Here is a 25,432-nt window from a genome sequence, read left to right on the forward strand (position 1 = left end):
CCGTCTACCAGGACCTCGCCACCGTCCCGCTGATGCCGGTCTGGCGCAACTTCTTCCTCGGCTCCGAAATGACCAAGGGCCCCTGGCCCCTCCGCCGGCTGGACATCGCGACGATGAAACAGACCGCGGACACCGAACTGCGCGCCATGGGCATCGTGCTGGACGACCTCGACCAGCCCATCGGCACCCTCTCCGGCGGCCAGCGCCAGTCGGTGGCCATCGCCCGCGCCGTCTACTTCGGCGCCCGCGTCCTCATCCTCGACGAGCCCACCGCCGCGCTCGGCGTCAAACAGTCCGGCGTGGTCCTCAAATACATCGCGGCCGCCCGCGACCGCGGCCTGGGCGTCATCTTCATCACCCACAACCCGCACCACGCCTACATGGTCGGCGACCACTTCAGCGTGCTGCGCCTCGGGACCATGGAACTGTCCGCCGCCCGCAGCGAGGTCAGCCTGGAAGAACTCACCAACCACATGGCCGGCGGCGCCGAACTCGCCGCCCTCAAACACGAGCTGGCCCAGGTCCGCGGCGTCGACGTCGACAAACTCCCCGAAGAAGAAGACCTCACCGCACCCGTGGCGGCCTCGTCCGAGGTCTCACCTCCCTGACAACGGCGTCGCCGCACGCCCACGGCGACAGCGACACTCCGCCCCCGTCACCCTGATCCGAAGGCATTTCCCCATGAAGATCGCCCTCGACCCGTACATGATCCGTCACGTGCCTCTCCTCGAACTGCCTTCTGTGGTGGCCGAGTTGGGTTACGAGTGGATCGAGCTGTCTCCCCGAGAGGACTTCATTCCCTTCTTCCGCCATCCGCGCGTGGACGACGCGACGGTGCGGAAGTTCCGTAAGGCGCTGGACGCGGCGGGCGTCGGCATCTCCTCGTTGCTGCCGCTGTTCCGCTGGTCCGGCCCGGACGAGGACGCCCGGCAGGCCGCCGTACGGTACTGGAAGCGCTCGATCCAGATCGCCGCCGACCTCGGTGTGGACAGCATGATCTCGGAGTTCAACGGGCGCCCCGAGGACTCCGACCGCAGTGAGGCGCAGTTCTGGAGGTCGCTGGACGAGCTGCTGCCGGTGTTCGAGCGAGAGGGCGTCAAGCTGGCGCTGGAGCCGCACCCGGACGACTTCATCGAGAACGGCTACGACGCGATCAACATGATCCGGGGCATCAACGACCCCAACGTCGCGTTCCTCTACTGCGCCCCGCACACCTTCCACATCGGCAACGACGCCCCCGGCATCATCAAGTACGCGGGCGACCTCCTCACCCATGTCCACCTGGCCGACGCCCTCGACCACACGGCGTCCTCGGGCAACCGCTACATCCTCAACCCGCCCGGCACGGCGGCCCGTATCCACCAGCACCTCGACATGGGGCAGGGCGAGGTGGACTTCGACGAGCTCTTCCGTGAGCTGCGCGCGAACGGCTTCGACGGCACGCTGACCGCCTGCGTGTTCGCCTGGGAAGAACGCGCCAAGGAGTCCTCGGTGTTCATGCGCAAGAAGATCGACGAGTACCTGACCACCTGGTCGTGACCGGTCGTGGCCCCGCCGACGGACGTCCCGTCGGCGAGGCCACATGTTGCGCTCTGACAATCTATTGACATGACATTTGACGACGAGGCATCCTTCTTCCAGGAACGCTTTTAAAGCGCTTTAACTCCATCACCCCCCGGAGTCTCCGGAGCGAAGGGAAACCAGAGAAATGCCGTTCGAAGTGCTGACCATCGGCCGGGTCGGAGTGGATGTGTATCCGCTCCAGACGGGCGTGGGACTGGCGGAGGTCACCTCGTTCGGCAAGTACCTGGGCGGCAGCCCGACGAACGTGGCCGTGGCCGCCGCCCGTTACGGCCACTCCGCCGCCGTGATCACCAAGACCGGCCGGGACCCGTTCGGGGACTTCGTCCGCCAGGCGCTGGAGGGCTACGGCGTCGACGCCCGGTTCGTGGGTACGTCGGACATCGCGCCGACGCCGGTAACGTTCTGCGAGATCTTCCTGCCGGACGACTTCCCGCTGTACTTCTACCGGCTGCCGAAGGCGCCCGACCTGGACATCGAGGCCGGTGAGCTGGACCTGGACGCGGTGCGGGCCGCGCGTATCTTCTGGGTGACCGGGACCGGGTTGAGTGAGGAGCCGAGCCGTTCGGCCACGCTGGCGGCGCTGGCGCACCGGGCGAAGGCCGGCACGACGGTCTTTGATCTGGACTGGCGGCCCGCGTTCTGGAAAGGCACAGCCTCGGCGGATCCGTCCCAGGCACGCGCGTACTACGCCGAGGCACTGCGGCACACGACGGTGGCGGTGGGCAACCTCGACGAGTGCGAGGTGGCCACCGGCGAGCGTCAGCCGTACGCCGCCGCCAAGGCGCTGCTGGCCGCCGGGGTGGAGCTGGCCGTGGTCAAGCAGGGGCCGAAGGGTGTGCTGGCGATGGACCGGGACGGCTCTGCCGTCGAGATCCCCCCGGTGCCGGTGGACGTAGTCAACGGGCTCGGCGCCGGGGACGCCTTCGGCGGCGCCCTCTGCCACGGGCTGCTCTCCGGTTGGGACACCCGGCGCACGGTGACCTTCGCCAACGCCGCCGGTGCCGTCGTCGCCGGCCGGCTGTCCTGCTCCGACGCCATGCCGACCGCGGCCGAGGTCGACGCCAAGCTCCGTGAGGCCTCCCTCGCCCCCACCTCCGTAGAACGAAAGGCGTGACGCCGTGCTGTCCGACACCATGAGCCGGATCGTGTCCGCCCGGGTGGGCGACCCCGGCGCCATCGCGGCCGCCGCCGCACGCCGTGTGAAAGCCCCTTCGCCGCTCGGCGAGCACGGCAGAGCCATGATCATCGCCGCCGACCATCCGGCGCGTGGCGCCAACGGCGTCGGCGGTGAGCCGAGTGCGATGGCTGACCGCGCCCGGCTGCTGGACCGGCTGTGCATCGCCCTGGACCGGCCCGGCGTGACCGGTGTGCTGGCCACCGCCGACATCCTCGAAGATCTGCTGCTGCTCGGCGTCCTCGATGGCAAGAGTGTCTTCGGCTCCATGAACCGGGCGGGTCTCGCAGATTCGGTGTTCGAGATCGACGACCGGTTCACCGGCTACGACGCCGCGACGATCGCCGCGATGGGCTTCGACGGCGGCAAGATGCTCACCCGCATCGCCCTGGACGATCCGGCCACCCCGTCGGTGCTGGAGAACACCGCCCGCGCCGTCGACGAGCTCAACGACCGTCAGCTGATCGCCATGGTCGAGCCGTTCATGTCCGCCTGGCGGGACGGGAGGATCCGCAACGACCTGTCCACGGACGCCGTCACCAAGTCGATCACCATCGCCTCCGGGCTGGGCCGGCGCACCGCCTACACCTGGCTGAAGCTGCCGGTTGTGGAAGATATGGAACGCGTCCTGGCCTCCTCCACCCTGCCCGCCCTTCTGCTCGGCGGCGAGGTCAAGGATGCCGACGCGGCCTTCGCCTCCTGGGGCAAGGCGCTGAAACAGCCCACCGCGCAGGGCCTGGTCGTGGGCCGCTCCCTCCTCTATCCCGCGGGCGGCGACGTCGCCGGCGCCGTCGACAAGGCGGTGAGCCTGCTGTGACCGGGACGAGCAAGTACCACCTGCCGAAGGGGACTTCGGCCGACGAGCCCTACGACCTCCTGGTCACGCCGGAGTCGGCGGGCTGGGGACACTCCGGCCTCAGGATCCTGACCCTGAAGCCGGGCGAGGCGCACGCCCTGTCCACCCAGGGCTCCGAGTTCCTGGTCCTGCCGCTGACGGGCTCCTGCACCGTCACCACGGACGGCACGGCCTTCGAACTCGCGGGCCGGACGGGCGTGTTCGCCTCGGTCACCGACTTCGCGTACCTGCCGCGCGCGTCGGAGGCCCTGATCAGCAGCGCATCCGGTGGGAGGTTCGCGCTGCCCTCCGCCCGTACCGAGCAGGGAGGTCACTCAGCTCGGTACGGGCGCAAGGAGGACGTCCCGGTCGAACTGCGCGGTGCGGGCGCGTGTTCGAGACAGGTCAACAACTACTGCCTGCCGGGGACGTTCGAGGCCGAGCAGCTGCTGGTGTGCGAGGTCCTCACACCGGGTGGCAACTGGTCCTCCTACCCGCCGCACAAGCACGACGAAGCCCGCCCAGGCGTCGAATCGGAGCTGGAGGAGATCTACTACTTCCAGGTCGCCGGCGAGAACGGCTTCGGCTACCAGCGCGTGTACGGCACCCCCGAGCGGCCCATCGACGTGCTCGCCGAGGTCCGCTCAGGAGACACCGTGCTGATCCCGCACGGCTGGCATGGGCCCTCCATCGCCGCGCCCGGCTACGACCTCTACTACCTCAACGTCATGGCCGGTCCCGGCCAGGACCGCGCCTGGCTGATCTGCGACGACCCCGCCCACGGCTGGGTCCGCGACACCTGGCGGTCCCAGGACGTCGACGACCGGCTCCCCTTCGAAGGATCCCGCCAGCCATGAACACCGTACGACTCACCACCGCCCAGGCCCTGGTGCGCTTCCTGGCCAACCAGTACAGCGAGCGCGACGGCCAGGAGCAGCGGCTCATCCCCGGCGTGTGGGGCATCTTCGGCCACGGCAACGTCGCCGGCATCGGACAGGCCCTGCTCCAGGCCGCCACCACCGGTGAGGCTGACCTTCCCTACTACCTGGCCCGCAACGAACAGGGCATGGTGCACGCGTCGGTGGCCTACGCGAAGATGCGCGACCGGCTGGCCACCTTCGCCTGCACGGCCTCGACCGGCCCCGGCTCGACGAACATGATCACGGGTGCGGCGCTGGCCACCACCAACCGGCTGCCCGTGCTGCTGCTGCCGTCCGACATGTTCGCCACGCGTGCCGCCGACCCGGTGCTGCAGCAGCTCGAGGACACCCGGGGCGGGGACGTCACCGTCAACGACGCCTTCCGGGCCGTATCCAAGTACTTCGACCGCATCTCCCGTCCCGAGCAGCTGATCCCGGCCGCGCTGGCCGCGATGCGGGTGCTGACCGATCCGGTGGAGACCGGCGCCGTCACCCTCGCCCTGCCTCAGGACGTGCAGGCGGAGGCGTACGACTGGCCGGTCTCCTTCTTCCGGCGCCGGGTGTGGCATGTGGGCCGCCCGGTGCCCGAGCCGGCCGCGATCGAGCGGGCCGCGGCGCTGCTGCGGAACGCGAAGAAGCCGCTGATCGTCGCCGGCGGGGGAGCCGTCTACTCCGGCGCCGAGACCGCGCTGCGCGCCTTCGCCGAGGCCACCGGCGTCCCGGTCGCCGACACCCACGCCGGCAAGGGCGCCGTACCCTGGGACCACGCCTACGCGGTCGGCGGCATCGGCTCCACCGGCTCGTACGCAGCCAACGAGCTGGCTCGCGAGGCCGATGTCGTGCTGGGAATCGGCACCCGCTACTCCGACTTCACCACCGCCAGCCACACCGTCTTCGGCAACCCCGACGTCACCTTCGTCAACCTCAACGTCGCCCGCCTCGACGCCGTCAAGCACTCCGCCGAACCGCTGGTCGCCGACGCGCGGCTCGGAATCCAGGCTCTCGCCGGAGCGCTCACGGACTGGGAGGTGGAGCCGTCGTATCGGCAGCGGATCCGTCAACTGATCGCCCGCACAAGGGAGATCGAGGACGAGTGCTTCGCTCCCGACCGCAACACCGGTGACCTGCCCGCCCAGACGCAGATCCTGGGCGTCCTCAACGACGTCCTCGACGACCGGGCCGTCGTGATCAATGCGGCGGGGTCGATGCCCGGTGACCTCCAGCAGCTGTGGCGGGCTCGCGATCCGAAGGCCTACCACGTGGAGTACGCCTACTCCTGTATGGGCTACGAGATCGCCGCCGGCGTCGGCGCGAAGACGGCCGACCCTTCGCGCGAGGTCGTCGTACTCGTCGGCGATGGCTCGTATCTGATGATGGCTCAGGAGATCGTGACCATGGTCTCCGAAGGCCTGAAGGTCATCATCGTCCTCGTCCAGAACCACGGCTTCGCCTCCATCGGCTCACTGTCGGAGGCGCTGGGCTCACAGCGATTCGGCACCAAGTACCGCTACCGCAACGGCGATTCGGGCCAGCTGGACGGCGATGTCCTGCCCGTCGACCTGGCAGCGAACGCCTCCTCGCTCGGCGCGGAGGTGCTGCACGCCACCAGCGTCGAGGACTTCCGCTGGGCGATGGAGAAGGCCAAGGCCGCCACGCGCACCACCGTCGTGCACGTGGAGACCGACCTCTACGGACCCAACCCGCCCGGCCACGGCTGGTGGGACGTGCCGGTGAGTCAGACCTCCGCCCTGGACTCCACCCGCGACGCGTACGAGACGTACGCCGCCCACAAGCAGGCCCAGCGCCACTACCTGTAACACCCTCGTCCCCGAAGGAAACCCGCACCGTGACCACCATCCAGCACTGGATCAACGGCTCCGCCACGCAGGGCGCCGCCACCGCCACCCAGCCGGTCTTCAACCCGGCCACCGGCGCCGAGCAGGCCCAGGTTGTCCTCGGCGCAGCCGCAGACGTGGACGCCGCCGTGCAGGCCGCCTCCGCCGCGTTCGAGACCTGGTCGGAGTCCTCCCTCACCCAACGCACCCAGGTCATGTTCGCCTTCCGCCAGCTCCTGCTCGACCATGAGGAAGAACTCGGCCGCATCATCTCCGCCGAACACGGCAAGACCGTCGACGACGCCCGCGGCGAGATCACCCGCGGCGGGGAGGTCGTCGAATTCGCCTGCGGTCTCGGCGACGTGCTCAAAGGCTCCTTCTCCGACCAGGTCTCCCGTGGCGTCGACGTGCACAACTTCCGCCAGCCGCTGGGGGTTGTCGCGGGCATCACACCGTTCAACTTCCCTGCCATGGTGCCCCTGTGGATGCACCCCATCGCCATAGCGACCGGCAACACCTTCATCCTCAAGCCGTCCGAGCGCGACCCGTCGGCCGCGAACTTCGTCGCCGGCCTGTACCAGAAGGCCGGTCTCCCGGACGGCGTCTTCAACGTCGTGCACGGCGGCAAGGACGCGGTCGACGCGATCCTGACGCACCCCGGCATCGAGGCGGTGTCCTTCGTGGGATCGACGCCGATCGCCAAGTACGTGCACGAGCAGGCGACTTCACACGGCAAGCGTGTTCAGGCACTCGGCGGCGCCAAGAACCACGCCGTCGTCCTGCCCGACGCCGACCTCGAGTTCGCCGCGAACCACATCACCGCCGGGGCCTATGGCTCGGCCGGCGAGCGCTGCATGGCCGTCTCCGTCGCCGTGGCCGTGGGCGACGCGGCCGACGCCCTGGTCGCGGTGCTGGAGCGCAAGGCCCGTGAGGTGAAGGTCGGCCCCGGCGACCGGCCCGGCACCGAGATGGGCCCGCTGGTCACCAAGGCCGCCCAGGAGCGCGTCGAGAACGCCGTCACCACCGCCCACGCCGAGGGTGCCACCGTAGTCGTCGACGGCCGCGGCCTGAAGATCGACGACCCCGCGTACGCCGACGGCTTCTTCACCGGCCCCTCCCTCCTCGACCACGTCACCACCGAGATGGAGGCGTACCGGGAGGAGCTCTTCGGCCCGGTCCTCGCGATCGTCCGCGCCGAGTCCCTCGACGAGGCCATCGACCTGATCAACGCCAACCCCTACGGCAACGGCACCGCCCTGTTCACCGCCTCCGGCGAGGCCGCCCGCCGCTTCCAGCGCAAGATCAAGGTCGGCATGATCGGCATCAACGTCCCGGTCCCGGTCCCGATGTCGTACTACTCCTTCGGCGGCTGGAAGGACTCGCTCATCGGTGACTCCCCGATCCACGGTCCCGAAGGCCTCCGCTTCTACACCCGCCCCAAGGTCGTCACCACCCGCTGGCCCCAACCCGCCCAGCAACTCACCGCCGGCTTCAACTTCCCCACCTCCAACTGATCGAGTCCCACTTCCGCCGGCAGTTCGCCGCCTGATCACCACTCCTTTGAAGGGCACCGCCATGACCACGTCCGCCAAACCACTCTCCGTCGCGGTGATCGGTGCCGGCATGGCCGGCCGCAGTCACGCTGCCGGATACCGCAACGTCAACACGGTCTTCGGGGCCGGCCTGCCGCCCGTCCGGCTGGCCGCGATCGCCGATGCCAACGTCGAACTCGGCGCGGACGCCGCCCGCCGCTACGGCTACGAGAAGGCGCTACCGAGCTGGGAGGCCGTCGCCGAGGACCCGACGATCGACGCCGTCTCCATCGTCGTGGGAAATCATCTGCACCGGCCGATCGCGGAGGCGCTGATCGCTGCCGGAAAGCATGTGCTGTGCGAGAAGCCGTTGGCCGGTTCGCTCGAAGACGCCCGTGCCATGGCCGAGTTGGAGCAGGGTGCTGAGGTTGTGACGGCCGTCGGGTACTCCTTCCGGCGTTCGCCCGGCATCGCCGCGATCCGTGAGCATGTGCGTGCCGGTGAGCTGGGCGATCCGACGCTGTTCAGCGGCCGTTACTGGTGCGACTACGCGACCGATCCGAACGGGCCGCTGAGCTGGCGGTTCAAGGGCGGCGCCGGTTCCGGTGCGCTCGGGGATATCGGTTCACACATCATCGACGCCGCCGAGTACGTCGCCGGGCCCATCACCTCGGTCTCCGGTGCCTCGTTGTCGACGCAGATCACCAAGCGGCCGCTGCCGCTGGGCGCGGTCGTCGGGCACAACGCCACTCCCGTCTCCGACGAGATGGGCGAGGTCGAGAACGAGGACACCGCGTCCTTCACGGCCCGTTTCGAGTCCGGTCTGGTCGGCACCTTCTCGGTGACGCGCACCGGCTTCGGCCTGCCCAACGGACTTGCCTTCGACGTTCTGGGTGTGGGCGGGCGGGCCGCGTTCGACCAGCACCGGCCCGCCGAGTACCTCTTCGACGACGCGCAGCCCAAGGCACGTACGCGCGGGGCCCGGCAGATCATCGTCGGCCCGCAGCTGCCGTACTTCGCGGGTGGTGTTCCGATGGAGGCGCCGGGCGTGGGCGCCGGCAACGCCGACCACTTCACCTACCAGGCACGGGCCTTCCTCGACCAGATCGCGGGGGTCGCCGAGCCGTTGCCGGCCTGCGCCACTTTCGCCGACGCGCTGCGGACCATGGAGATCATCCGGGCCGTCGTCAAGTCCTCGCGCAACGGCGGTGCCGCCGTCGACGTCCCGCCCGCCGCCTGACCTCCGCACGTATCCAAGGAGCACGCACATGGCCCTCAAGCTCGGCGCCTACACCGCCTGTCTGCACGACCGCACCCTCCCCGAGGCCCTCGACATCCTCAAGGGGAACGGCCTGACCTCGGTGGAGGTCAACACCGGCGGCTTCATCCCCTCCCCGCACTGCCCGGTCGACCTGCTGCTGTCCTCGGCCACCGCCCGGGAGGAGTACCTGGCGGCCTTCGCCGATCGCGGGATGGAACTGACCGGCCTCAACTGCAATGGCAATCCGCTCAATCCGCTCCCGGGTGTCGGCCCCAAGCACACCGACGACCTGCGCCGCACCATCCGTCTCGCGGGCCTGCTCGGCGTGAAGCACGTCGTGACCATGTCCGGCACGCCGGGTTCGGACCCCGACGCCAAGTACCCCTCCTGGGTCGTGAACCCGTGGGACGGCGTGTACATGGACGTCCTGGACTACCAGTGGGGCGTGGCCGTCGAGTTCTGGAAGGAGATCGACGCACTGGCCCGCGAGAACGACGTTCGGGTCGCCATCGAGATGCACCCGCACAACCTGGTGTTCTCACCCGTCACCCTGAAGCGGCTCGTCGACGAGACGGGCGCGACGAACATCGGCGCCGAGATGGACCCCTCCCATCTGATGTGGCAGGGCATGGACGTCATCGCCTGCGTCAAGTGGCTCGGCCCGCTGGTCTTCCACGCCGCTGCCAAGGACGCGACGCTCTGCCCGGGCGCCGACATCCGCGGCGTGCTCGACACGTCGTTCACCCGCGTGCCCGCCGACGCGCCCGGCCAGGTGCCTACCGGATACGGCTTCTGGTGCAACGCCTGGCCGGAGAACCCGGCTTGGAAGTTCGTCGCGGTCGGCCTCGGCAACGACGTCCCCTTCTGGACCGAGTTCCTGCGCGCCCTCGCCGAGATCGACCCCGACATGGCGGTCAACATCGAGCACGAGGACGCCGCCTACTCCCAGACCGAGGGCCTCGCCCTGGCCGCGAAGAACCTGCACAGCGCCGCGGCGGCCTTCTGAACGCCCGCTGATGTGAAGTCCCGCGCTCGCCGACCCGCGGGCGCGGGACTTACGTCACAGGGGAGGATGCCGTGGTCGATGGTCGGCCGGTCGGCGGCAAGCAGGTCCTGGTAGCGGCTGTCGACGATCTTCTTGTCGGCCGGCAGGTTGACCCACAACTGCAGTATGTGTGCGCGTTCATTGCGGAAGGCGAGCTCGCGGTGGATGATCCCGCGGCCGGCGGTCATCCACTGGATGCCTCCAGCGGTCAGTGTGCCGCTGTTCCCGATGCTGTCGCCATGCTCCAGCACCCCGTCCAGTACCAGCGTCACCGTCCGGCGTCTCGCGCGGTATCGGGCCGGCGCTCGCCCAGGCCATCGTCATGGCCGGCGGAACTCCCGGACGGTCGACACGGGGATGTGCCGGTCCGGTCAACGTACGAGTGTGTCGACGAACCGTTCCAGTACCTGGGCGACGCCGTCCTCGTCGTTGGCGGGGGCGCGATGGCGTGCGGTCCGCAGGACGTCCGGATGGGCGTTGGCCATGGCGTACGAGTGACCCACCGCGGTGAGCATGGGCAGGTCGTTGGGCATGTCGCCGAAGGCGGCGATCTCGTGGCTGCTGACGCCGAGCCGGCCGCTCCACGCGAGCAGGGTGGTCGCCTTGGTGACGCGGGGTGCGCTGAACTCCACCAGCGACAGTCCGGTGGAGTAGGTGGTCTCGGCGTTGCTGCCCGCTGTGCGCCGAGCCCGCTCGTAGAAGTCGTCGAGGGGCAGAGTCGGGTGGTAGGCGAGGATCTTCAGCACCGGCCTGCCCGGGATACGGGTGAGGAGTTCCCCGGCGGTGCCGATCGGTTTGGCGGCCTCCTCACCGAACGACCAGGTCGGGTAGGCCGGTTCGTGGCCGAAGTCCCCGTCGTACTCGACGGCGAAAGCGGCGCCGGGCAGCGCCCTGCGCACGCGGGTGATGAGCCGGGTGGCTGCCAGGGGCCGGATCGGGGACGCATGCGCCAGGGTTCCGTCAGGGGCGTAGACGGCCGCGCCGTTGGCGGCGATGACGAAATACGGTCCGATGGTGGCCAGCAACTCCGGTACGGAGCGCGGCGGGCGGCCCGTGACCAGCACCACGTGGATCCCGGCCTGCTCGGCTGCCGTCAGGGCGGCCCGGGTGCGGTCCGACAGCGTTCCGTCGCTGCGGAGCAGCGTGCCGTCAAGGTCCGTCGCGATCAGTTTGGGAGGGACCAGCGGGACAACAGGAGGGAGGGCGGGCGCGGTTGTCATGTCGGCAGCCTTCTGGATCGGCGGACTGAACAGGTGTGATTCGGTGCCCTGCGGGCACGGGTGCCTCCTGCCGACCGATGGCCCCTGGCACCGCGCCATCGAGCGGAGTCGGATGGGGGAGGGATGCACGAAAGTCTCCGGGCCCGAGCACGGGGCGGCACCGGCGCTGGTGCCGCCCCGTGGCGTCGGTCCGGCCCCTTACATCCCAGGGGTGGTCTCGTTGGGAACGGGGGTGTTGAGGAGCTGCATCTCCCAGGCGAACGCCACACCGGCGCCGCCGGAGTACCCCATGAGCGCCGCCAGGTCCTCGGGCGCGACGAGGTCCGTGCGGGCCCAGTCGCGCTGCAACTCGGCGAGGACGGCCATCCAAGTGATCGGGGTGATGCCTGCCTGGACCATGCGGCGTACGGCCATGTCGTGGGCCTCGGCCGACACGCCTCCGGAGGCGTCGGTGACGACGTAGACGTCGTAGCCCTCGCCGGCAGCCTGCAGGGCGGGGAAGGCCACGCAGATTTCGGTGTACAGGCCGGCGATGATCAGCTTCTTGCGCCCGGTCGCCTTTACGGCGTCCACCACGCGCTGGTCCTCCCAGCTGTTGAGGGTCGTCCTGTTGATCGGCTTCTGGTCGGGGAAGACGTCCTGGAGGCCCTGGATGATGAGGCCGCCGCGCTCCTCCACGACCGTGGTCAGGATCGTCGGGACGCCGTATGCCTTGGCGGTCTTGGCCAGCCCGATGGCGTTGTTGACGATCATCGTCGGCTCGTGGCTGTGCAGGTTGGCGAACTGGAACGGCTGGTGGTCAATCAGCACCAGGACGCTCTCCTCGGGGGTCAGCAGGGCGTCCAGGCCGGTCTTCGGGGACTCGCTCACGGGATCTCCTCCAGTGCGTGGAACGCGTAGGTACTTGTTGCGCCGCGTTCCGTTGATGCTTCAACTATTGCCCATCATTGATGACGCGTCAACCATCGGTTAAAGTTAGTTCGCATGAAGGTGAAAACACGCTGGCTCGCCCCGTCCGAACAGCGCGCCTGGCGCGCCTTCGTCGACGTACATCAGAAACTTCCCAGCAGGCTGGCACGCAGGCTGCAGGCCACGGGGAACCTGTCCATGGCCGACTACATCGTCCTCGTGGCCCTCGCCGATGCGCCCCACGGGCGGCAGCACTTCCTGGAGCTGGCCCAATCGGTGGACTGGGAGCGCAGTCGCATGTCCCACCACCTCAGTCGCATGAACAAACGCGGCCTGGTGGCGCGTGAAGACTGCCCCAAGGACGGACGCGGGGTTCACGTGGCCGTCACCCCCGCCGGCCGCGCGGCCATCGAAGAGGCCGCCCCCGGGCACGTCGCCACCGTGCGTCGGCTTGTCATCGACCCCCTCAGCCCTGAAGAGCTCGACATGCTCACCCGTCTCTGTGAAGGCATCCTTGACCGGTTGGAGGCGGATCTACTCTGACGTCTCGCCCGTTGGCTGCCTGTCCGTGGTAAGCGGCCAACTAGTCATCTCAACGGTTGATGCATCATCGTTTTCTTGATCGTCCTGTCTGGTCGCGTCGCGGACGCTGCTGCCGCAGCGGCGTTGACAGGCGCGACCCGTCGCAGGCACTCGAAGGGCAGTGGTCCAGAGGGCACTTCATGTACTCCGAGTCGGGCATGCCTTCGGCGGCGTCCAGGCCAGTGCTCTTGGCGAACCGTTGCCACGATCAGCGGCGCCGCGGTGGGCGAGAGGTCGGGCAGGGGCTGTGCCATCCCATGCTGACCTGGCCCTGAGGGTATGGCACCTGCCGGCGCCGACGCCTTCTTCTTCGACACACAGCGCATCAATGCGGGCTGCATCTGACCGGAGGGCTTCGACATCTGGCGCGCGACCAAGGTCGGGGTGCTCGGCGCCGACATGATGGGCGCCGGCAGCGCCTACGCGTGCGCCCGCAGCGGCACGCGGGTCGACCTCAAGGACGCCACAGCGCTCCGTGCCCTCGGCCTCCCTGGTGGCCGAGGTGGAGCGCGGTGAGATTTACCAATGCCCCGCGAGCAAGTGGCCGACTGCAGCCCCGCATGACGTCGGCGCTCTTCGTCAAGCTGGACGATCCGCTCGTGGGCACTCGCGCCCATCATTGCGTGCCCGTTGCTGCGGAAACCTCGAAACGATCACGGCTCGATCACACGTCTTGTGTTGATGCGTCAACCTATTCGCGATACGCTCTGTTGACGCGTCAACGAATCTCTCTTCTGACAGGAAAGCTGACATGAACGACAAAAAGGTCATCGCGGTCGCTGGAGCAACGGGCGCGCAGGGCGGTGGAGCCGCACGAGCGATCCTCGCCGATCCGGAGTCGGGTTTCACGGTCCGCGCGCTCACCCGGAACCCCGACTCGCCCGCCGCCAGGGAACTCGCCGCGCTCGGCGCCGAGGTCGTCCGGGCGGACTTCGGCGACGAGCCGACCGTGCACAAGGCGTTCGAGGGTGCCTACGGCGCCTTCCTCGTCACCAACTTCTGGGCGCACGGCTCGGCGGCCGAGGAGACGGCGGAGATCGAGGCCCTGGTCCGGGCAGCCGAGGCCACGGGCCTGCGTCACGTGGTCTGGTCGACGCTGGAGGACACCCGCGAACTGCTGCCGCTGGAGGACGGCCGTATGCCAGTCCTGCAGGAGAAGTACAACGTGCCGCACTTCGACGTCAAGGGTGAGGGCAACGAGCTGTTCAGGCAGGCCGGGGTGCCGACCACATTCCTGAACACGACCTTCTACTTCCAGGGCTTCCTGCAGGGCCTCGGCCCCCAGCGTGGCGAGGACGGCGTACTGACGCTGAGCCTGCCGATGGAAGACGGCAAGCTGCTGGCGGGGGTGGACGTGGCGGACATCGGCCGGACGGCCTTCGCCATCCTCAAGGGCGGCGCGCCGTTCATCGGCCAGACCGTGAGCCTGGCCGGCGACCACCTGACCGGTGTGCAGTACGCGGAGAAGCTGGGGGCAACGCTCGGCGAGCCGGTGCGCTTCCAGTCCGTGCCCTACGACGTGTTCCGCACTCTCGAGATTCCGTTGGCCGAAGAGCTCGGCAACATGTTCCAGTACTACGGCGACTTCGATCAGGAGTTCACCGGCGCCCGCGACCTGAACCGGCTGCGGGAGATCAACCCGGAGCTCAATAGCTTCGACGACTGGCTGGCCGCGAACGCCTCAAAGTTCGAGGTGAAGTGAATGAGCGCGACCACCACCGTGAGCGGGCAGCTCGGCGGCAAAGTCGCCTTCTCGCCGACGCCCCGATCCGGCTCACGATGAGCGGGGCCGCATCACCCACCGGACACTGCGACACCGCTCTCCTCGCCCGGAGCACCTCGATGCGCCCGTACCGGGTGCTTGCTCATGATCGAGACCCGGTTGAACGCGTTGATGGTGATCGCCACCCAGATCGCAGCGGAGATCTGGTCATCGGTGAGTACCTGTCGTGCGGCCTCGTAGGCGGCTTCCTGTGTGACGGCATCGGTGGGGTCGGTCGTGGCCTCGGCCAGTGCCAGGGCTGCACGCTCCGTGGGGGAGAACACCTCGGTGTCCCGCCACGCGGCCAGCACTCCCAGCCGCCGCGCCGACTCACCCGCGCGTACGGCCGCCTTGGTGTGGGTGTCGAGGCAGATGGCGCAGCCGTTGATCTGCGACACGCGGAGGTTGACCAGCTCCACGACGGTGCGGTCGAGCCCTGCCTCGGCGGCGACCGCGCGCACCGTTTCCGGCGTCTGCACGAGGGCGTGGAAGGCCTTTGGGCTCTGTTTGTCGATGAAGATCCGCATATCTCCCGCTCGTTGTCCACTTGCTGTGGTCTTCGCTCTATGATCATGGCATCATAGTTGATGTAACAACTAGATTCCATGGAAGGTGGTCTCGGTGAGCAATGTCGAAGCCGAGCCGGCAGTGATGAGATGCGGGGCGCCGGTCGACACCGTGCGGCCGACCGACGTGCCACGGGTCGACGTGCTCCCCGCGCGCGACGTACCCCTGGGCGGACCGCGCTCGATTACCGTGCGGCGGACGCTGCCGCAGCGGGACCGGACGCTGATCGGCGCCTGGTGCTTCGCCGACCACTACGGTCCCGACGAGGTCATCGACAGGGGCGGCATGGCGCTGGCCCCGCATCCGCACACCGGACTGCAGACGGTGACCTGGCTGTTCAGCGGGGAGGTCGAGCACCGCGACACGCTCGGTACTCACGCCTTGGTGCGCCCCGGGGAGATCAACCTCATGACGGGCGGGTACGGCATCGCCCACTCGGAGGTCTCCACCCCGCGCACGACCGTCGTCCACGGCGTTCAGCTGTGGGTGGCTCTGCCGGAGGAGCACCGGAACGCGCAGCGGGACTTCCAGCACCATGTGCCTGAGCCCGTGCGAATGAAGGGGGCCGAGATCAGAGTCTTTCTCGGCTCACTCGCCGGTGGGGTCTCTCCGGTGCGGACGTTCACACCGCTGCTGGGGGCCGAGATCATCCTCGAACCGCGTATGACGGTCGCCCTCTCCGTGGACACCGGCTTCGAGCACGGCGTTCTCGTGGACAGCGGGGACATCCGTGTGGCCGACACCTTGTTGCGCCGGGCGGAGTTGGGCTATGTCCCGCCGGGTGCCGACGCGTTGACGCTGACGAACGAGTCGGACGGTACGGCGCGGACGATTCTGCTCGGCGGCACCCCGTTCGACGAGGAGATCGTGATGTGGTGGAACTTCATCGGCCGTACTCACGAGGACATCGTCAAGGCCCGCGAGGACTGGGAGGCATCCTCCGACCGCTTCGGCGCGATCGACGGCTTTCCCGGGAGCCGGCTTCCCGCGCCCACCCTGCCCAACGCCACCATCAGGCCGCGCCGCAACCCTCCGCGTCGCTGATGCTGTTCAGGAAGGTCAAAGATGCCCAGACAGCCGCACGAGTTGCTTTTCGGAAGTTTCATCACGCCGAGTGCCGACCAGGTCGAACAGGTCGTGGCGCTCACCCGGCTCTCCGAGCGGGCCGGGCTCGACATTGCCACGTTCCAGGACCACCCGTACCAACCGCGGTTGCTCGACTCCTGGACACTGATCTCGTACCTCGCCGCGGCGACGAGCCGTATCAAACTCGCGCCCAATGTGATGAACCTGCCGATGCGCCAGCCCGTGGTCATTGCCCGCAGCGCCGCGACACTGGACCTGCTCAGTGGCGGGCGCGTCGAACTGGCATTGGGAGCGGGCGCATTCTGGGACGCCATCGAGGCGATCGGCGGCCGACGGCTGGCGCCCGGCGAGTCCGTCGACGCCCTCGAAGAGGCCATCACGATCATCCGTGAGATCTGGGACACCGAAACGCGTGGCGGAGTGCGCATGGACGGAACCCACTACCAGGTCGCGGGCGCCAAGCGAGGCCCTGCACCCACCCACGACATCGGCATCTGGGTCGGCGCGTACCGGCCACGGCTCCTCCGGCTGGTCGGCCGCATCGCCGACGGATGGCTGCCCAGCCTCAGCGCCTTCGAAGGCGGGCTCGCCGGACTCGCCCGCGCCGGCCGGCACGTCGACGAAGGCGCCGAAGCGGCGGGGCGTGACCCCGCGTCCGTGCGCCGACTGCTCAACATCGGCACCCCTTCCCCATCCGGCGGCTCCGGAGCCCTCAGCGGACCGCTCACCCGGTGGGCCGAACAACTCGCCGAGATCACCCTCGAGCACGGCATCTCCGGCTACATCCTGGGCGGCGACGATCCCACCGCGATCCAGCAGTTCGGCGAGGAGGTCGCACCCGCCGTACGGGAGCTGGTCGGGAAAGCCCGTAGCTGACCGTCCGTTCCGTTATCGGCCGCTCCCGCCGCCGGACACGTCCACTCCGGCTCTCCAGAACGGCGTCAGTGATCCAGCCAGACGCGGGACGTGACCGTCCAGGCCGCCGCTGAGTTCGGTGGAGGCCTGGACGGTCTGGTCAGCGAAGCCGGCTCGTGCTTCGCCCGGCCGATTATGAAGAGCCATCTGGGCAGTACGTGTCAGAGTCCCGCGCCCGTGCCGCAGTTCAGCTGTCACCTGGTGCCCGGCCAACTGAGAAGACCGGCCGCGGCCAAGGTGATGTCAGCGCTCCGTGCGGCAGTGCGTGCGCGGCGGGACGAGCTGCTGCCGACGGCGTGCTGACCTCATGAAAGTTCAGGACGTGTGGGGGAGGCGCTGGGCGGGGATGACGCCCAAGCGCCCCGCCTGGTAGTCCTCGAAGGCCTGCTGCACCTCTTCGCGGGTGTTCATCACGAACGGGCCGTACTGGAAGACGGGTTCGCGGATCGGGCGGCCGCCCAGAACGAAGAGTTCCAGCTTGGGGGAGCGGGACTCCTGGATGCGGTCGGCCGTCAGGCGCAGCGCGTCACCCGAGCCGAGGACGGCGAGCCGGCCCTCCTGGATGGGGCGGCTTTCGACCCCCACTGTGCCGTGCCCCGCCAGCGCGTAGACCAGTGCGCTGTGAGCCGGGTCCCACGGCAGGTCGACCTGGGCGCCGGGCTCGATGGTGAGATGGGCGACGGTGATCGGGGTGTGGGTCACGCCCGGGCCGGTGTGCCCGGCGATCTCGCCGGCTATCACGCGTATCAGCGCGCCGCCATCGGGAGTGGTGACCAGCCCGGCGTGCTTGCCGCGGATGTCCTGGTAGCGGGGCGGGCTCATCTTCTTGGCGCGGGGCAGGTTGACCCACAGCTGCACGCCGTGGAACACCCCGCCGCTCCTGACGAGCCGCTCCGGCGGCTTCTCGATGTGCAGGATGCCGGACCCGGCAGTCATCCACTGGGTGTCGCCGTCGCTGATCTCTCCGCCGCCGCCGTTGGAGTCCTGATGTTCCACGGCACCGTCGATGAGGTAGGTGACGGTCTCGAAACCACGGTGCGGATGCCAGGGCGTGCCCATGGGCTCGCCCGGGGCCTGCTCGACCTCGCCGATGTGGTCCATGTGTACGAACGGGTCGAGCTCGGTCGGCAGTACTCCGGCGAAGGCGCGGCGTACCGGGAAGCCCTCGCCCTCGAAGCCCTGCTGTGCGGTCGTCAGGCGGCGGACGGGCCGGAAGGCGGTGCCGGCCGGGTCCAGCTCCGGCAGGCGCGGCAGGACCAGGATGTCGTCCACGGTGATCGCGGGCATGTGCGCTTCCCCTCTTCTCTGTCTGTTGCTGTCAGAAGGCGTGCGGACCGAAGCGGCCCCAGGCCACGAAGACGGTCAGGGCCAGCAGGACCACGTTCACGACGACCGACTGGGCCTCACCGCGCCGGCTGTGCGTGATGCCGGCGCCGAACATGGTCAGTGCCAGGCCGGAGGCGGCCACCGGAACGAGGACCGGAGCGATGTCCACCGCCGCGGGCAGAATCAGCCCGAGCGCGGCGAGAACCTCCAGGATGCCGATCGCCCTGATCACCGCCGGGGGGAAGTCCTCGGCCCAGCCCATGGAGGGAGATGCGATGAGCTTCTCCTTGGACTGGGCGAGCTTGGCAGCGCCGGCCCCGAAGAACACCAGAGCGAGCAGGGCCGCGACAGCCCACAGAGCGACGTTCACAGGTACCTCTTGTGATCGGGTGGTGGGGTCCCGCAGAGGCGACCCCACTTGATTAAGTGATGTGTCATCTAATCTAAAGGAAAGTAGATGACATATCAAGCCGATGGTTCGAGCGGCCGTAGTGCGCAGTGGCGCCGGCGCCCGGCTCCAGACGACGACCTGGTCGAGCATCGTGTCGCGAAGCCGAACGCCTGAACTGAAGGAAGATAGATGGCGGATCAAGTAAATGCGTCGGGGTGGGCGTGCGCGGACGATGCCTACGACGGCTCGGGTGCCGGTTCCGAAAGCGTGGACCGCGCGGCGGCGACGGCCCGTCCGTGCTCCGACTCGGGGAAGCGGCTGAGCATCGCGCGCAGCTCCTCGGCGTCGACGTTGGCGCCGAACGGCTCCGTGCCCGGCTCCAGCCGTACCCCCGAGCCCAACGGGCCCGCGACCACGGGGTCGAAGCCGAGGTCGTCGACGAGGCGCGAGACGGTGATGAGGTCCTCGGAGTCGTCGCCGGCGATGGCGATGGCCTTGCGTCCGCGGATTCCGGCCGGCCGGGCCCCGTCATCGAGGTCGTGGTAGCCCATGTGGTTGAAGGCCTTCACCACGCGCGCGCCGGACAGGAACTCCTGCACGATCTCGCTCGACGAGGTGCGCGGGTCGGTGAGGTCCGTGCGGATCCCATCGACCTCCCACCAGTAGTTCATCGCGTCGATGACGAGCTTGCCCTCCAGGGCCTCCGCCGGAATGTTGCGGTACTTGCCGAGGGGGAGGGCCAGGACGACGACGTCCGCCTTCGCCGCCGCCTGAGCCGCGGTGACCGGGACCGCGCCGGGGGTGAGGACTTCGACGGTGAGGGCGATCCTGTCGGGGTCGCCCGATCCGGCGATGAGCACGCGGTAGCCGGCCGCATGGGCCAGTCGCGCGAGCACGGTGCCGACCTTCCCCGCGCCCAGGATGCCGACGGTTCCTATGTCGGTGGTGGCCATGTCTGCTCCGTTCGGGGTGTCAGTCGGCGAGGAGGTCGCGGACCATCGGGAGGACCTTCGTGCCGTACAGCTCGACGGCGCGCAGCCGGGCGCTGATCGGCTGTGCTCCGGTGGTGTAGATGAGGTCGAACCGGCCGACGCCGAGCGCCTTGATGGCGCGGGCCATCCTGCGGGCGACCGTCTCGGGGGAGCCGATGTAGAGGGAGCCGTGCTCGATCTCGTTCTCGTACTCCTCCTTGCGGACCGGCGGCCAGCCGCGCAGCGCGCCGATGCGGTCACGGATGACCTTGTAGTGCGGCCGGTGCAGCTCCCGGGCCTCCTCGTCCGTGTCGGCGATGAAGCCCGGCGAGTGCATGCCGACGGGGTGGGCGGTCGTGCCGAACTTGTCGGTGGCGCGCTGGTAGAGGTCGATGTACGGGGCGAAGCGTTCCGGGCTGCCGCCGATGATGGCGATCATGAGCGGGAAGCCGTAGTGCGCGGTGCGGATGACCGACTGGGGCGAGCCGCCGACCCCGACCCAGGTGCTCAGGTGCCCGGACTCGGTCTTGGGGAAGACGTCGGCGTTGTCGAGCGGCGCCCGCTTGGTGCCGCTCCAAGTGACCGGCTTCTCCTCGAGCAGCTTGGCGAAGAGCTCGATCTTCTCCTCGAACAGCACGTCGTAGTCGGCGAGGTCGTACCCGAACAGGGGGAACGACTCGGTGAAGGAACCGCGCCCGAGGATGATCTCCGCCCGGCCGTTCGAGAGCGCGTCCACGGTCGCGAAGCGCTGGAAGACCCGAACCGGATCGTCGGAGCTCAGCACCGTCACGCCGGAGGACAGGCGGATCCGCTCGGTACGGGTGGCGATGCCGGCCAGGACGGTCTCAGGGCTGGAGATCGCGAACTCGGGGCGGTGGTGCTCGCCGAGGGCGAGGACGTCGACGCCGGTCTCCTCCGCGAGGACGGCCTCCTCGACGACCTGCCGGATGGCCCGCGCGTCGGACACCGGGGTGCCGGAGTCGTCCTCCGGTACATCGCCGAACGTGTCCAGGCCGAAGACGAGATCAGACATGGCTGGGTTCCTTCGTGAGTAGGGCTGCACCCGCGGGGCGGCCTCGTGGCCAGTGGTTGACGTATCAAGGATGACCCGATCTAATTGATGCGTCAACTAAAGGGGCGAAGCGATGGAAGGGCCACGCAAGGCGCTGCCCAGCACCGAGGAACTGCGGATCTGGCGCGACTTCATCGAGACCACGGAGGCGCTCCGCTCGGAACTCGCCTCACGCCTGCAGAGCGAGTCCTCCCTGTCGCCCGGGGACTACGCCGTTCTCCTCGCCCTTCGCGAGGCGGAGGGGCGTCGGCTGCGCCCCTCCGTGCTGGCCTCCCGTATCGGCTGGCAGCGCAGTCGTCTCTCGCACCATCTCCGGCGTATGGAGCGGCGAGGCCTCGTTCGGCGCGCGGAGTGCGCCGCCGACAGCCGGGGTGCCGAGGTGGTGCTGACGGGTGAGGGGGCTGAGGCGTTCCGGCGTGCGTCCCTTCCTCATCTGCGGGCCGTCCGTGAGCTGTTCGTCGACCCTCTCGGTCCGGCCCAGCTCATTGCGGCCGAACAGCTCGCGACGACGTTGCGGGCGGGTGGCGGAAACCACCAGGCAGAAGCTCTCTGAGGAGCCGGTCGAGCGCGTTCCCGTGCTCATCGCCGAAGGCGGGCCGGTAGGTCTCGCACTGGCCCTCGAACTCGAGCACCACGGCGTGGAGGCGCTCCTGATCGAACGCAATCCCACGACGACCCAGCACCCGAAGCTGGACATCACCAACGCGCGCACGATGGAGCTGTTCCGCCAGCTGGGAGTGGCCGGTCTCCTGCGGAAGGTCGCCGTTCCCGCCGATCACCGGATGGCCGTCAGCTGGGTGACGAAGCTGACGGGCTGGGAGCTGCACCGCTTCGAGCGGGAGTGTCCCGTCCGTGGACGAGCAGTTCGCGCAGATCCGCTCTCACAACGACGGGACACTCCCGCTCGAAGTGACGATGTGGGTCTCCCAGGTCCTCCTCGAACCGGCGCAACGGCGATCGCGGTGGCGTAATGGACACCGCGGTACCCGTCCTGACCGCGGGAGATGTTAGGGCTGATGGGTCGACCTTCGTCTAACTGGGTGACCCATCAACCCTCTACACTCGCTTGTATGGATGAAGACGTGCGGTGGTTGACGGCGGAGGAGCAGCACGCCTGGCGGAGCTTTGTGCGGTTGCATGAGCGGCTGGGGGGCCGTCTCTCGCGCATGTTGCAGAGCGAGTCGAAACTGTCGGCCGCGGATTTCGCCGTGCTGGTCAATCTGACGGATGTGCCGGACGGCCGGCAGCGTTACCAGGATCTGGCCCGGGCGATCGAGTGGGAGAAGAGCCGGATGTCCCACCACATCGCGCGGATGGCCGGACGGGGGCTGGTGATCCGTGAGGAGTGCCCCGAGGACGCTCGGGGAGCGTTCGTGGTGATCACGGACGTGGGGCGTGCGGCGATCGAGGCGGCGGCTCCGCTGCATGTGGAGGCGGTGCGGGAGTTGTTCCTGGACCATGTGACCCCGTCGGAGCTGCGGACGCTGGCCGACATCTCCGACCGAGTGGTGGCGAAGCTGGACGAGGATTCCGCCTGAGCGGCTGCGCAGGCCTTCGGCCGTGTCGACAGGACGGGTAACCCCGGCTCTTGTGCTCGCAGCGATAGTTGGCCGATTACAGCGCTACTTGGCCGCGAAGGCGCCCTGGCATTGTCCTGGACGTCGAGGCCGGAGGCCCCTCCTGCTGGTCAGGCGTGGGGCGGGGCCGCTAGTGGCCTGGGGCCGCTGCACCGTCGTCTGGCCCCTCCGGCTCCACACCGTGACCGCCAAAGCCGCCATGGTTATCGGACTGATCCTGGCCCTCTTCCTGCCCCGGCAGTGCCCGAGGTCCTGGACCGAGGCGGCGAGCTGAGCCCCGATCCGCATGGCGGCTCCGGCTCAGTCGTGCGGTCCCCAGAGCTCGAAGAGCTGATCGACGCCGCTGCCCGCCGGCTGACCGCGGCCGGGCTGCGGACCGCGTCGTGCTGGTGGCCGACAACGGCGCGGCGTACCTGGTACGCGCCTTCGGGGTGTGGAAGGCCGACCGTGTGCCGCGACGGTGGCGACCTGCAAGGGCTGGTCCTGGCCGGTCTAGGTCGGGCAGCGGCTCAAGGACCGGTCTGGAGGCGGCCGCGTCGCATCCGGACAGATGTGGGCGTCGCGGCCGCCTTGGCCGCGGCCTTGCCGGCCCGTACGGGGCGAGCGCAAGCCCGTACTTCGGTGATTTGTCGGATGCCCTGGCCGCAGTGATGGCATTGGATCCTGGACTGTGGCCTTACGTCCGGAGAACGCAAAGAGCTCGTATCCCCGGTGGGTTCGCCGGGGATACGAGCCCTTTTTGCTTTGCTCGATGGTGTGCACCAGACGGTCCAGGCGCCGGGCGCACCATGGTCCAGGTTCGGAAGGCCGACGGCGGTCGCCAGGGCGGCAGGGTACTCAGGCAGTGGGTAGGTGGTCCGGGAGGGGGACGGCGTACTTCGGGTCGCGGTTCGCGGTGATGCGAGCGTGGCGCAGGAGCTCACGGATGATGCCCGCGTTGCCCATGGCCCAGCCGGTGGCGGGGGCAAGGTCACTGGGCGTCTCCCTGTGTTCGAAATTGGACCAGCGGACGCCCTCGGCGTCGGTCGTCGCGCGGGCCGCGAGGTCGGCGACGAGGATGTCGGCGAAGTCACGGCCATCGCCGCGTTCGACCTGGCGGTCGCAGGCGAGGGCGAGGACGCCGGCGGTACCACAGCAGCGGCCGTTGTTGTCCCAGAAGCCGGGGCGGATCCGTCGTGGGAGGCCGGAGTTGACGACGGTGTGCCAGCAGCGGTCGACGAGGGCGGGCCAGGCGGGATCGTCGGGCAGGACCTGGGTCAGTAGACGGAACGCCTGGGCGTCGCCGGCCGGGCCGTGACACCAGCCGTAGTTATGGCGTTCGATCTTCTCGTGCTGCTGTTGCGGGTCGGAGTACGGGACGAGGAAACCGTCCGGGCCGGCTTCGTCGCGGGAGACGACATCGGCGGCTCCGGCCACTGCGAGGTCGACGAGGTCGGGGCGGTCGGCGGCCCGGCCGACGGCAGCGAGCGCGTAGACGATGCCGAGGGTGCCGTGCGACATGTGGAGCAGGCGGTGGACCCTGCCGGTCTGGACCTCCCACTGAACGCCAGCCGTGGTGGGCTCGGCAGTGCGCGCATAGCGGTCGACGGCCAGCTGGGCTAGGTCGAGATCGCCGCACTCCAGCGCGGCGAGCGCTATGCCGGCGTTGCCGACGACCAGCTCGAACCAGTCGTTCCACCCCGCGCCGTCGTAGCGGGACCGCAACACGTCCAGAGCACGGTCGGCGGACGCCCCCGCCGTGGTGTCACCGAGCACACGGTGCACGCCCCGCAGGGCGACAGCCATGCCCGCCACTCCCGTGTAGAGGCCGCTGTCCTCCCAGTCTTCGACCGCGTCAGCGACACTGCGGACACCGCGCAAAGCCATGTCCGCGTACCGATCGTCGGCGAAGTACCGCCATGCATCGAGGAGAGCCGGCAGCACCCCCGAACTTCCGCTGTACAGCTGTGGCGTGACCTGGTCGTCGGCGAGAGTGTTTGGCCAGGCCACACCGTCGTCGATGTCCCGCGCAGCCTTCATCAGCCACTCAAGGGCCCCGACGGCAAGCGACTCCGCGTCATCCGGTGCACGAGTGGTCATCGGCCTAGCGTTCCACAGAGTTGGGCCGCCCCACGACCCACATCAAGCGGTCTCCGGTTCAGAAACAGACGATCGTGCGCTCGACCACATAACCGAAGATGCCCAGGCCGCTGCCGTGTTCCTCGCCGTACTCGGCGATGACCGGACGGATCCCACGGGCCCGGAGAAGGCGGCCGTACTTGTCGTGGTCGTAGCCGCGGTCGGCAAGGAGCGCGTCGGGTCGGTGTCTGGGGCGGCCGACACCGCCGGCCACGGCCGGAACCTTGTCCAGCAGCGACAGCAACTGCGTGACATCGTTGCGGTTCCCGCCGGTCAGCGACACCGCGAACGGGATGCCTGACCGTCAGCAGCACGAGAGGCAACACGTCCCACACGCCGGCCTCGTCCCACGCGGCCAGCCGCCGCCGGCACGTCATCCCCGAACCGAAGCCCAACTCCTGAGGCAGGTACTCCCACTGGATGCCGGTATGCAGCACGAACAGGATCCCGCACAGCGCCTGCCGGTCCGGCACCCGCGGTCTGCCTTCGACCAGCTTCGGCCCCGGCTCCGGCAGCAACGGCTCGATCAGCGATCACAGTTCGTCCGACACGATCCACGGCCGCGACTGACGGTTCCCCATAACCGGACCAGCGACCATCAGCCGAAAGTCACATGATCAACCACTTCTGTCAGGACCTCCAAGACACGACAGCACGTGGATGGGGGGTGCTTCTATCTGTTTGGTCAAGGTCTGTGGGCTTGGTCAGGCTGTTTGTTGGTGCCCGGGTTGGTAGAGGGTGCGGTGCTTG

Annotated in this window: 26 protein-coding genes and 1 pseudogene; 17 read left to right on the forward strand and 10 right to left on the reverse strand. The window is 68.9% G+C overall.

The features are described 5' to 3' along the window. The 9 genes from GAS53_RS50230 to GAS53_RS50270 all read left to right on the forward strand — a co-directional run. On the forward strand, nt 1-608 hold a 608-nt coding region (locus GAS53_RS50230), incomplete at its 5' end, for an ATP-binding cassette domain-containing protein (protein WP_151484536.1). A gap of 73 nt (nt 609-681) precedes the next feature. Further along, the gene (locus GAS53_RS50235; RefSeq protein ID WP_151484537.1) at nt 682-1,539 is read left to right on the forward strand and encodes a sugar phosphate isomerase/epimerase family protein; all 858 of its coding nucleotides are present in this window, start codon (nt 682-684) and stop codon (nt 1,537-1,539) included. 169 nt (nt 1,540-1,708) lie between these two features. Continuing rightward, on the forward strand, nt 1,709-2,698 hold the full coding sequence (gene iolC, locus GAS53_RS50240) for a 5-dehydro-2-deoxygluconokinase (RefSeq protein WP_151484538.1): 990 nt from the start codon (nt 1,709-1,711) through the stop codon (nt 2,696-2,698). Between the two features lie 19 nt (nt 2,699-2,717). Next, nucleotides 2,718-3,575 (forward strand): Cgl0159 family (beta/alpha)8-fold protein, encoded by an 858-nt coding sequence (locus tag GAS53_RS50245; protein WP_450165275.1) that lies wholly within the window; start codon nt 2,718-2,720, stop codon nt 3,573-3,575. Beyond that, on the forward strand, nt 3,572-4,450 hold the full coding sequence (gene iolB / locus GAS53_RS50250) for a 5-deoxy-glucuronate isomerase (RefSeq protein ID WP_151484540.1): 879 nt from the start codon (nt 3,572-3,574) through the stop codon (nt 4,448-4,450). Before GAS53_RS50245 ends, iolB begins: the two co-directional genes overlap by 4 nt. Then, the gene (gene iolD, locus GAS53_RS50255) at nt 4,447-6,330 is read left to right on the forward strand and encodes a 3D-(3,5/4)-trihydroxycyclohexane-1,2-dione acylhydrolase (decyclizing) (protein WP_151484541.1); all 1,884 of its coding nucleotides are present in this window, start codon (nt 4,447-4,449) and stop codon (nt 6,328-6,330) included. The genes iolB and iolD overlap by 4 nt, the downstream gene beginning before the upstream one ends. A gap of 29 nt (nt 6,331-6,359) precedes the next feature. Beyond that, nucleotides 6,360-7,862: a CoA-acylating methylmalonate-semialdehyde dehydrogenase gene (locus GAS53_RS50260; protein WP_151484542.1), complete on the forward strand. Its 1,503-nt coding sequence runs from the start codon at nt 6,360-6,362 to the stop codon at nt 7,860-7,862. Between the two features lie 61 nt (nt 7,863-7,923). After that, nucleotides 7,924-9,120 carry a Gfo/Idh/MocA family protein gene (locus GAS53_RS50265; RefSeq protein WP_151484543.1) on the forward strand — a complete coding sequence of 399 codons (1,197 nt, stop codon included), beginning with the start codon at nt 7,924-7,926 and terminating at the stop codon, nt 9,118-9,120. Nucleotides 9,121-9,148: 28 nt separating this feature from the next. After that, entirely contained in the window at nt 9,149-10,147 is a 999-nt protein-coding gene (locus tag GAS53_RS50270) for a sugar phosphate isomerase/epimerase family protein (RefSeq protein WP_151484544.1), read from the forward strand. Here GAS53_RS50270 and GAS53_RS50275 read toward each other — a convergent pair. From GAS53_RS50275 to GAS53_RS50285, 3 genes are all read right to left on the reverse strand, one after another. Beyond that, nucleotides 10,081-10,458 carry a pirin family protein gene (locus GAS53_RS50275; protein ID WP_151484545.1) on the reverse strand — a complete coding sequence of 126 codons (378 nt, stop codon included), beginning with the start codon at nt 10,456-10,458 and terminating at the stop codon, nt 10,081-10,083. The genes GAS53_RS50270 and GAS53_RS50275 overlap by 67 nt on opposite strands. A 99-nt stretch (nt 10,459-10,557) precedes the next feature. Beyond that, nucleotides 10,558-11,406, reverse strand: a complete 849-nt coding sequence (locus GAS53_RS50280; protein ID WP_151484546.1) for an HAD family hydrolase — start codon at nt 11,404-11,406, stop codon at nt 10,558-10,560. A gap of 198 nt (nt 11,407-11,604) precedes the next feature. Next, complete coding sequence (locus GAS53_RS50285; protein WP_151484547.1) at nt 11,605-12,276, reverse strand: hydrolase; 672 nt, start codon at nt 12,274-12,276, stop codon at nt 11,605-11,607. A 114-nt stretch (nt 12,277-12,390) separates the two neighbouring features. Here GAS53_RS50285 and GAS53_RS50290 point away from each other — a divergent pair, with 114 nt between their 5' ends. From GAS53_RS50290 to GAS53_RS50300, 3 genes are all read left to right on the forward strand, one after another. Beyond that, nucleotides 12,391-12,858: a MarR family winged helix-turn-helix transcriptional regulator gene (locus tag GAS53_RS50290; protein ID WP_151484548.1), complete on the forward strand. Its 468-nt coding sequence runs from the start codon at nt 12,391-12,393 to the stop codon at nt 12,856-12,858. 423 nt (nt 12,859-13,281) lie between these two features. Then, complete coding sequence (locus tag GAS53_RS57335; protein ID WP_225859615.1) at nt 13,282-13,413, forward strand: hypothetical protein; 132 nt, start codon at nt 13,282-13,284, stop codon at nt 13,411-13,413. Between the two features lie 235 nt (nt 13,414-13,648). Continuing rightward, complete coding sequence (locus GAS53_RS50300; RefSeq protein ID WP_151484549.1) at nt 13,649-14,599, forward strand: NmrA/HSCARG family protein; 951 nt, start codon at nt 13,649-13,651, stop codon at nt 14,597-14,599. A gap of 92 nt (nt 14,600-14,691) precedes the next feature. On the opposite strand, the gene GAS53_RS50305 is transcribed toward GAS53_RS50300, so the two are convergent. After that, nucleotides 14,692-15,186, reverse strand: coding sequence for a carboxymuconolactone decarboxylase family protein (locus GAS53_RS50305; protein ID WP_151484550.1), 495 nt, complete (start codon nt 15,184-15,186; stop codon nt 14,692-14,694). A gap of 94 nt (nt 15,187-15,280) precedes the next feature. Between GAS53_RS50305 and GAS53_RS50310 the strand changes: the two genes are divergently transcribed. Beyond that, nucleotides 15,281-16,270 (forward strand): pirin family protein, encoded by a 990-nt coding sequence (locus GAS53_RS50310; RefSeq protein WP_192583650.1) that lies wholly within the window; start codon nt 15,281-15,283, stop codon nt 16,268-16,270. A gap of 21 nt (nt 16,271-16,291) precedes the next feature. After that, on the forward strand, nt 16,292-17,188 hold the full coding sequence (locus GAS53_RS50315; RefSeq protein ID WP_151484551.1) for an LLM class flavin-dependent oxidoreductase: 897 nt from the start codon (nt 16,292-16,294) through the stop codon (nt 17,186-17,188). 354 nt (nt 17,189-17,542) lie between these two features. On the opposite strand, the gene GAS53_RS50320 is transcribed toward GAS53_RS50315, so the two are convergent. From GAS53_RS50320 to GAS53_RS50335, 4 genes are all read right to left on the reverse strand, one after another. Further along, complete coding sequence (locus GAS53_RS50320; protein WP_151484552.1) at nt 17,543-18,514, reverse strand: pirin family protein; 972 nt, start codon at nt 18,512-18,514, stop codon at nt 17,543-17,545. A gap of 31 nt (nt 18,515-18,545) precedes the next feature. After that, nucleotides 18,546-18,923 carry a DoxX family protein gene (locus GAS53_RS50325; RefSeq protein WP_151484553.1) on the reverse strand — a complete coding sequence of 126 codons (378 nt, stop codon included), beginning with the start codon at nt 18,921-18,923 and terminating at the stop codon, nt 18,546-18,548. A 257-nt stretch (nt 18,924-19,180) separates the two neighbouring features. After that, nucleotides 19,181-19,897 (reverse strand): NADPH-dependent F420 reductase, encoded by a 717-nt coding sequence (locus GAS53_RS50330; RefSeq protein WP_151484554.1) that lies wholly within the window; start codon nt 19,895-19,897, stop codon nt 19,181-19,183. 19 nt (nt 19,898-19,916) lie between these two features. Continuing rightward, the gene (locus GAS53_RS50335) at nt 19,917-20,948 is read right to left on the reverse strand and encodes an LLM class flavin-dependent oxidoreductase (protein WP_151484555.1); all 1,032 of its coding nucleotides are present in this window, start codon (nt 20,946-20,948) and stop codon (nt 19,917-19,919) included. 112 nt (nt 20,949-21,060) lie between these two features. On the opposite strand from GAS53_RS50335, the gene GAS53_RS50340 reads away from it, so the two are divergent. The 3 genes from GAS53_RS50340 (at nt 21,061) to GAS53_RS50350 (ending at nt 22,525) form a co-directional block, all read left to right on the forward strand. Further along, entirely contained in the window at nt 21,061-21,540 is a 480-nt protein-coding gene (locus GAS53_RS50340) for a MarR family winged helix-turn-helix transcriptional regulator (RefSeq protein ID WP_151484556.1), read from the forward strand. Beyond that, nucleotides 21,509-21,958, forward strand: a complete 450-nt coding sequence (locus tag GAS53_RS50345) for an FAD-dependent monooxygenase (RefSeq protein WP_192583651.1) — start codon at nt 21,509-21,511, stop codon at nt 21,956-21,958. Before GAS53_RS50340 ends, GAS53_RS50345 begins: the two co-directional genes overlap by 32 nt. A 99-nt stretch (nt 21,959-22,057) precedes the next feature. Continuing rightward, nucleotides 22,058-22,525 carry a MarR family winged helix-turn-helix transcriptional regulator gene (locus GAS53_RS50350; protein WP_151484558.1) on the forward strand — a complete coding sequence of 156 codons (468 nt, stop codon included), beginning with the start codon at nt 22,058-22,060 and terminating at the stop codon, nt 22,523-22,525. 876 nt (nt 22,526-23,401) lie between these two features. Here the strand turns inward: GAS53_RS50350 and GAS53_RS50355 are convergent. Together GAS53_RS50355 and GAS53_RS57340 are read right to left on the reverse strand one after the other, a co-directional pair. After that, nucleotides 23,402-24,643, reverse strand: coding sequence for a lanthionine synthetase LanC family protein (locus tag GAS53_RS50355; protein ID WP_225859616.1), 1,242 nt, complete (start codon nt 24,641-24,643; stop codon nt 23,402-23,404). Between the two features lie 73 nt (nt 24,644-24,716). Next, a pseudogene (locus tag GAS53_RS57340) lies at nt 24,717-25,212 on the reverse strand (transposase); the annotation flags it as partial. Nucleotides 25,213-25,432: the final 220 nt, after the last annotated feature.

The sequence above is a fragment of the Streptomyces albicerus genome (assembly GCF_008905045.1).
GTDB classification, from domain to species: domain Bacteria; phylum Actinomycetota; class Actinomycetes; order Streptomycetales; family Streptomycetaceae; genus Streptomyces; species Streptomyces albicerus.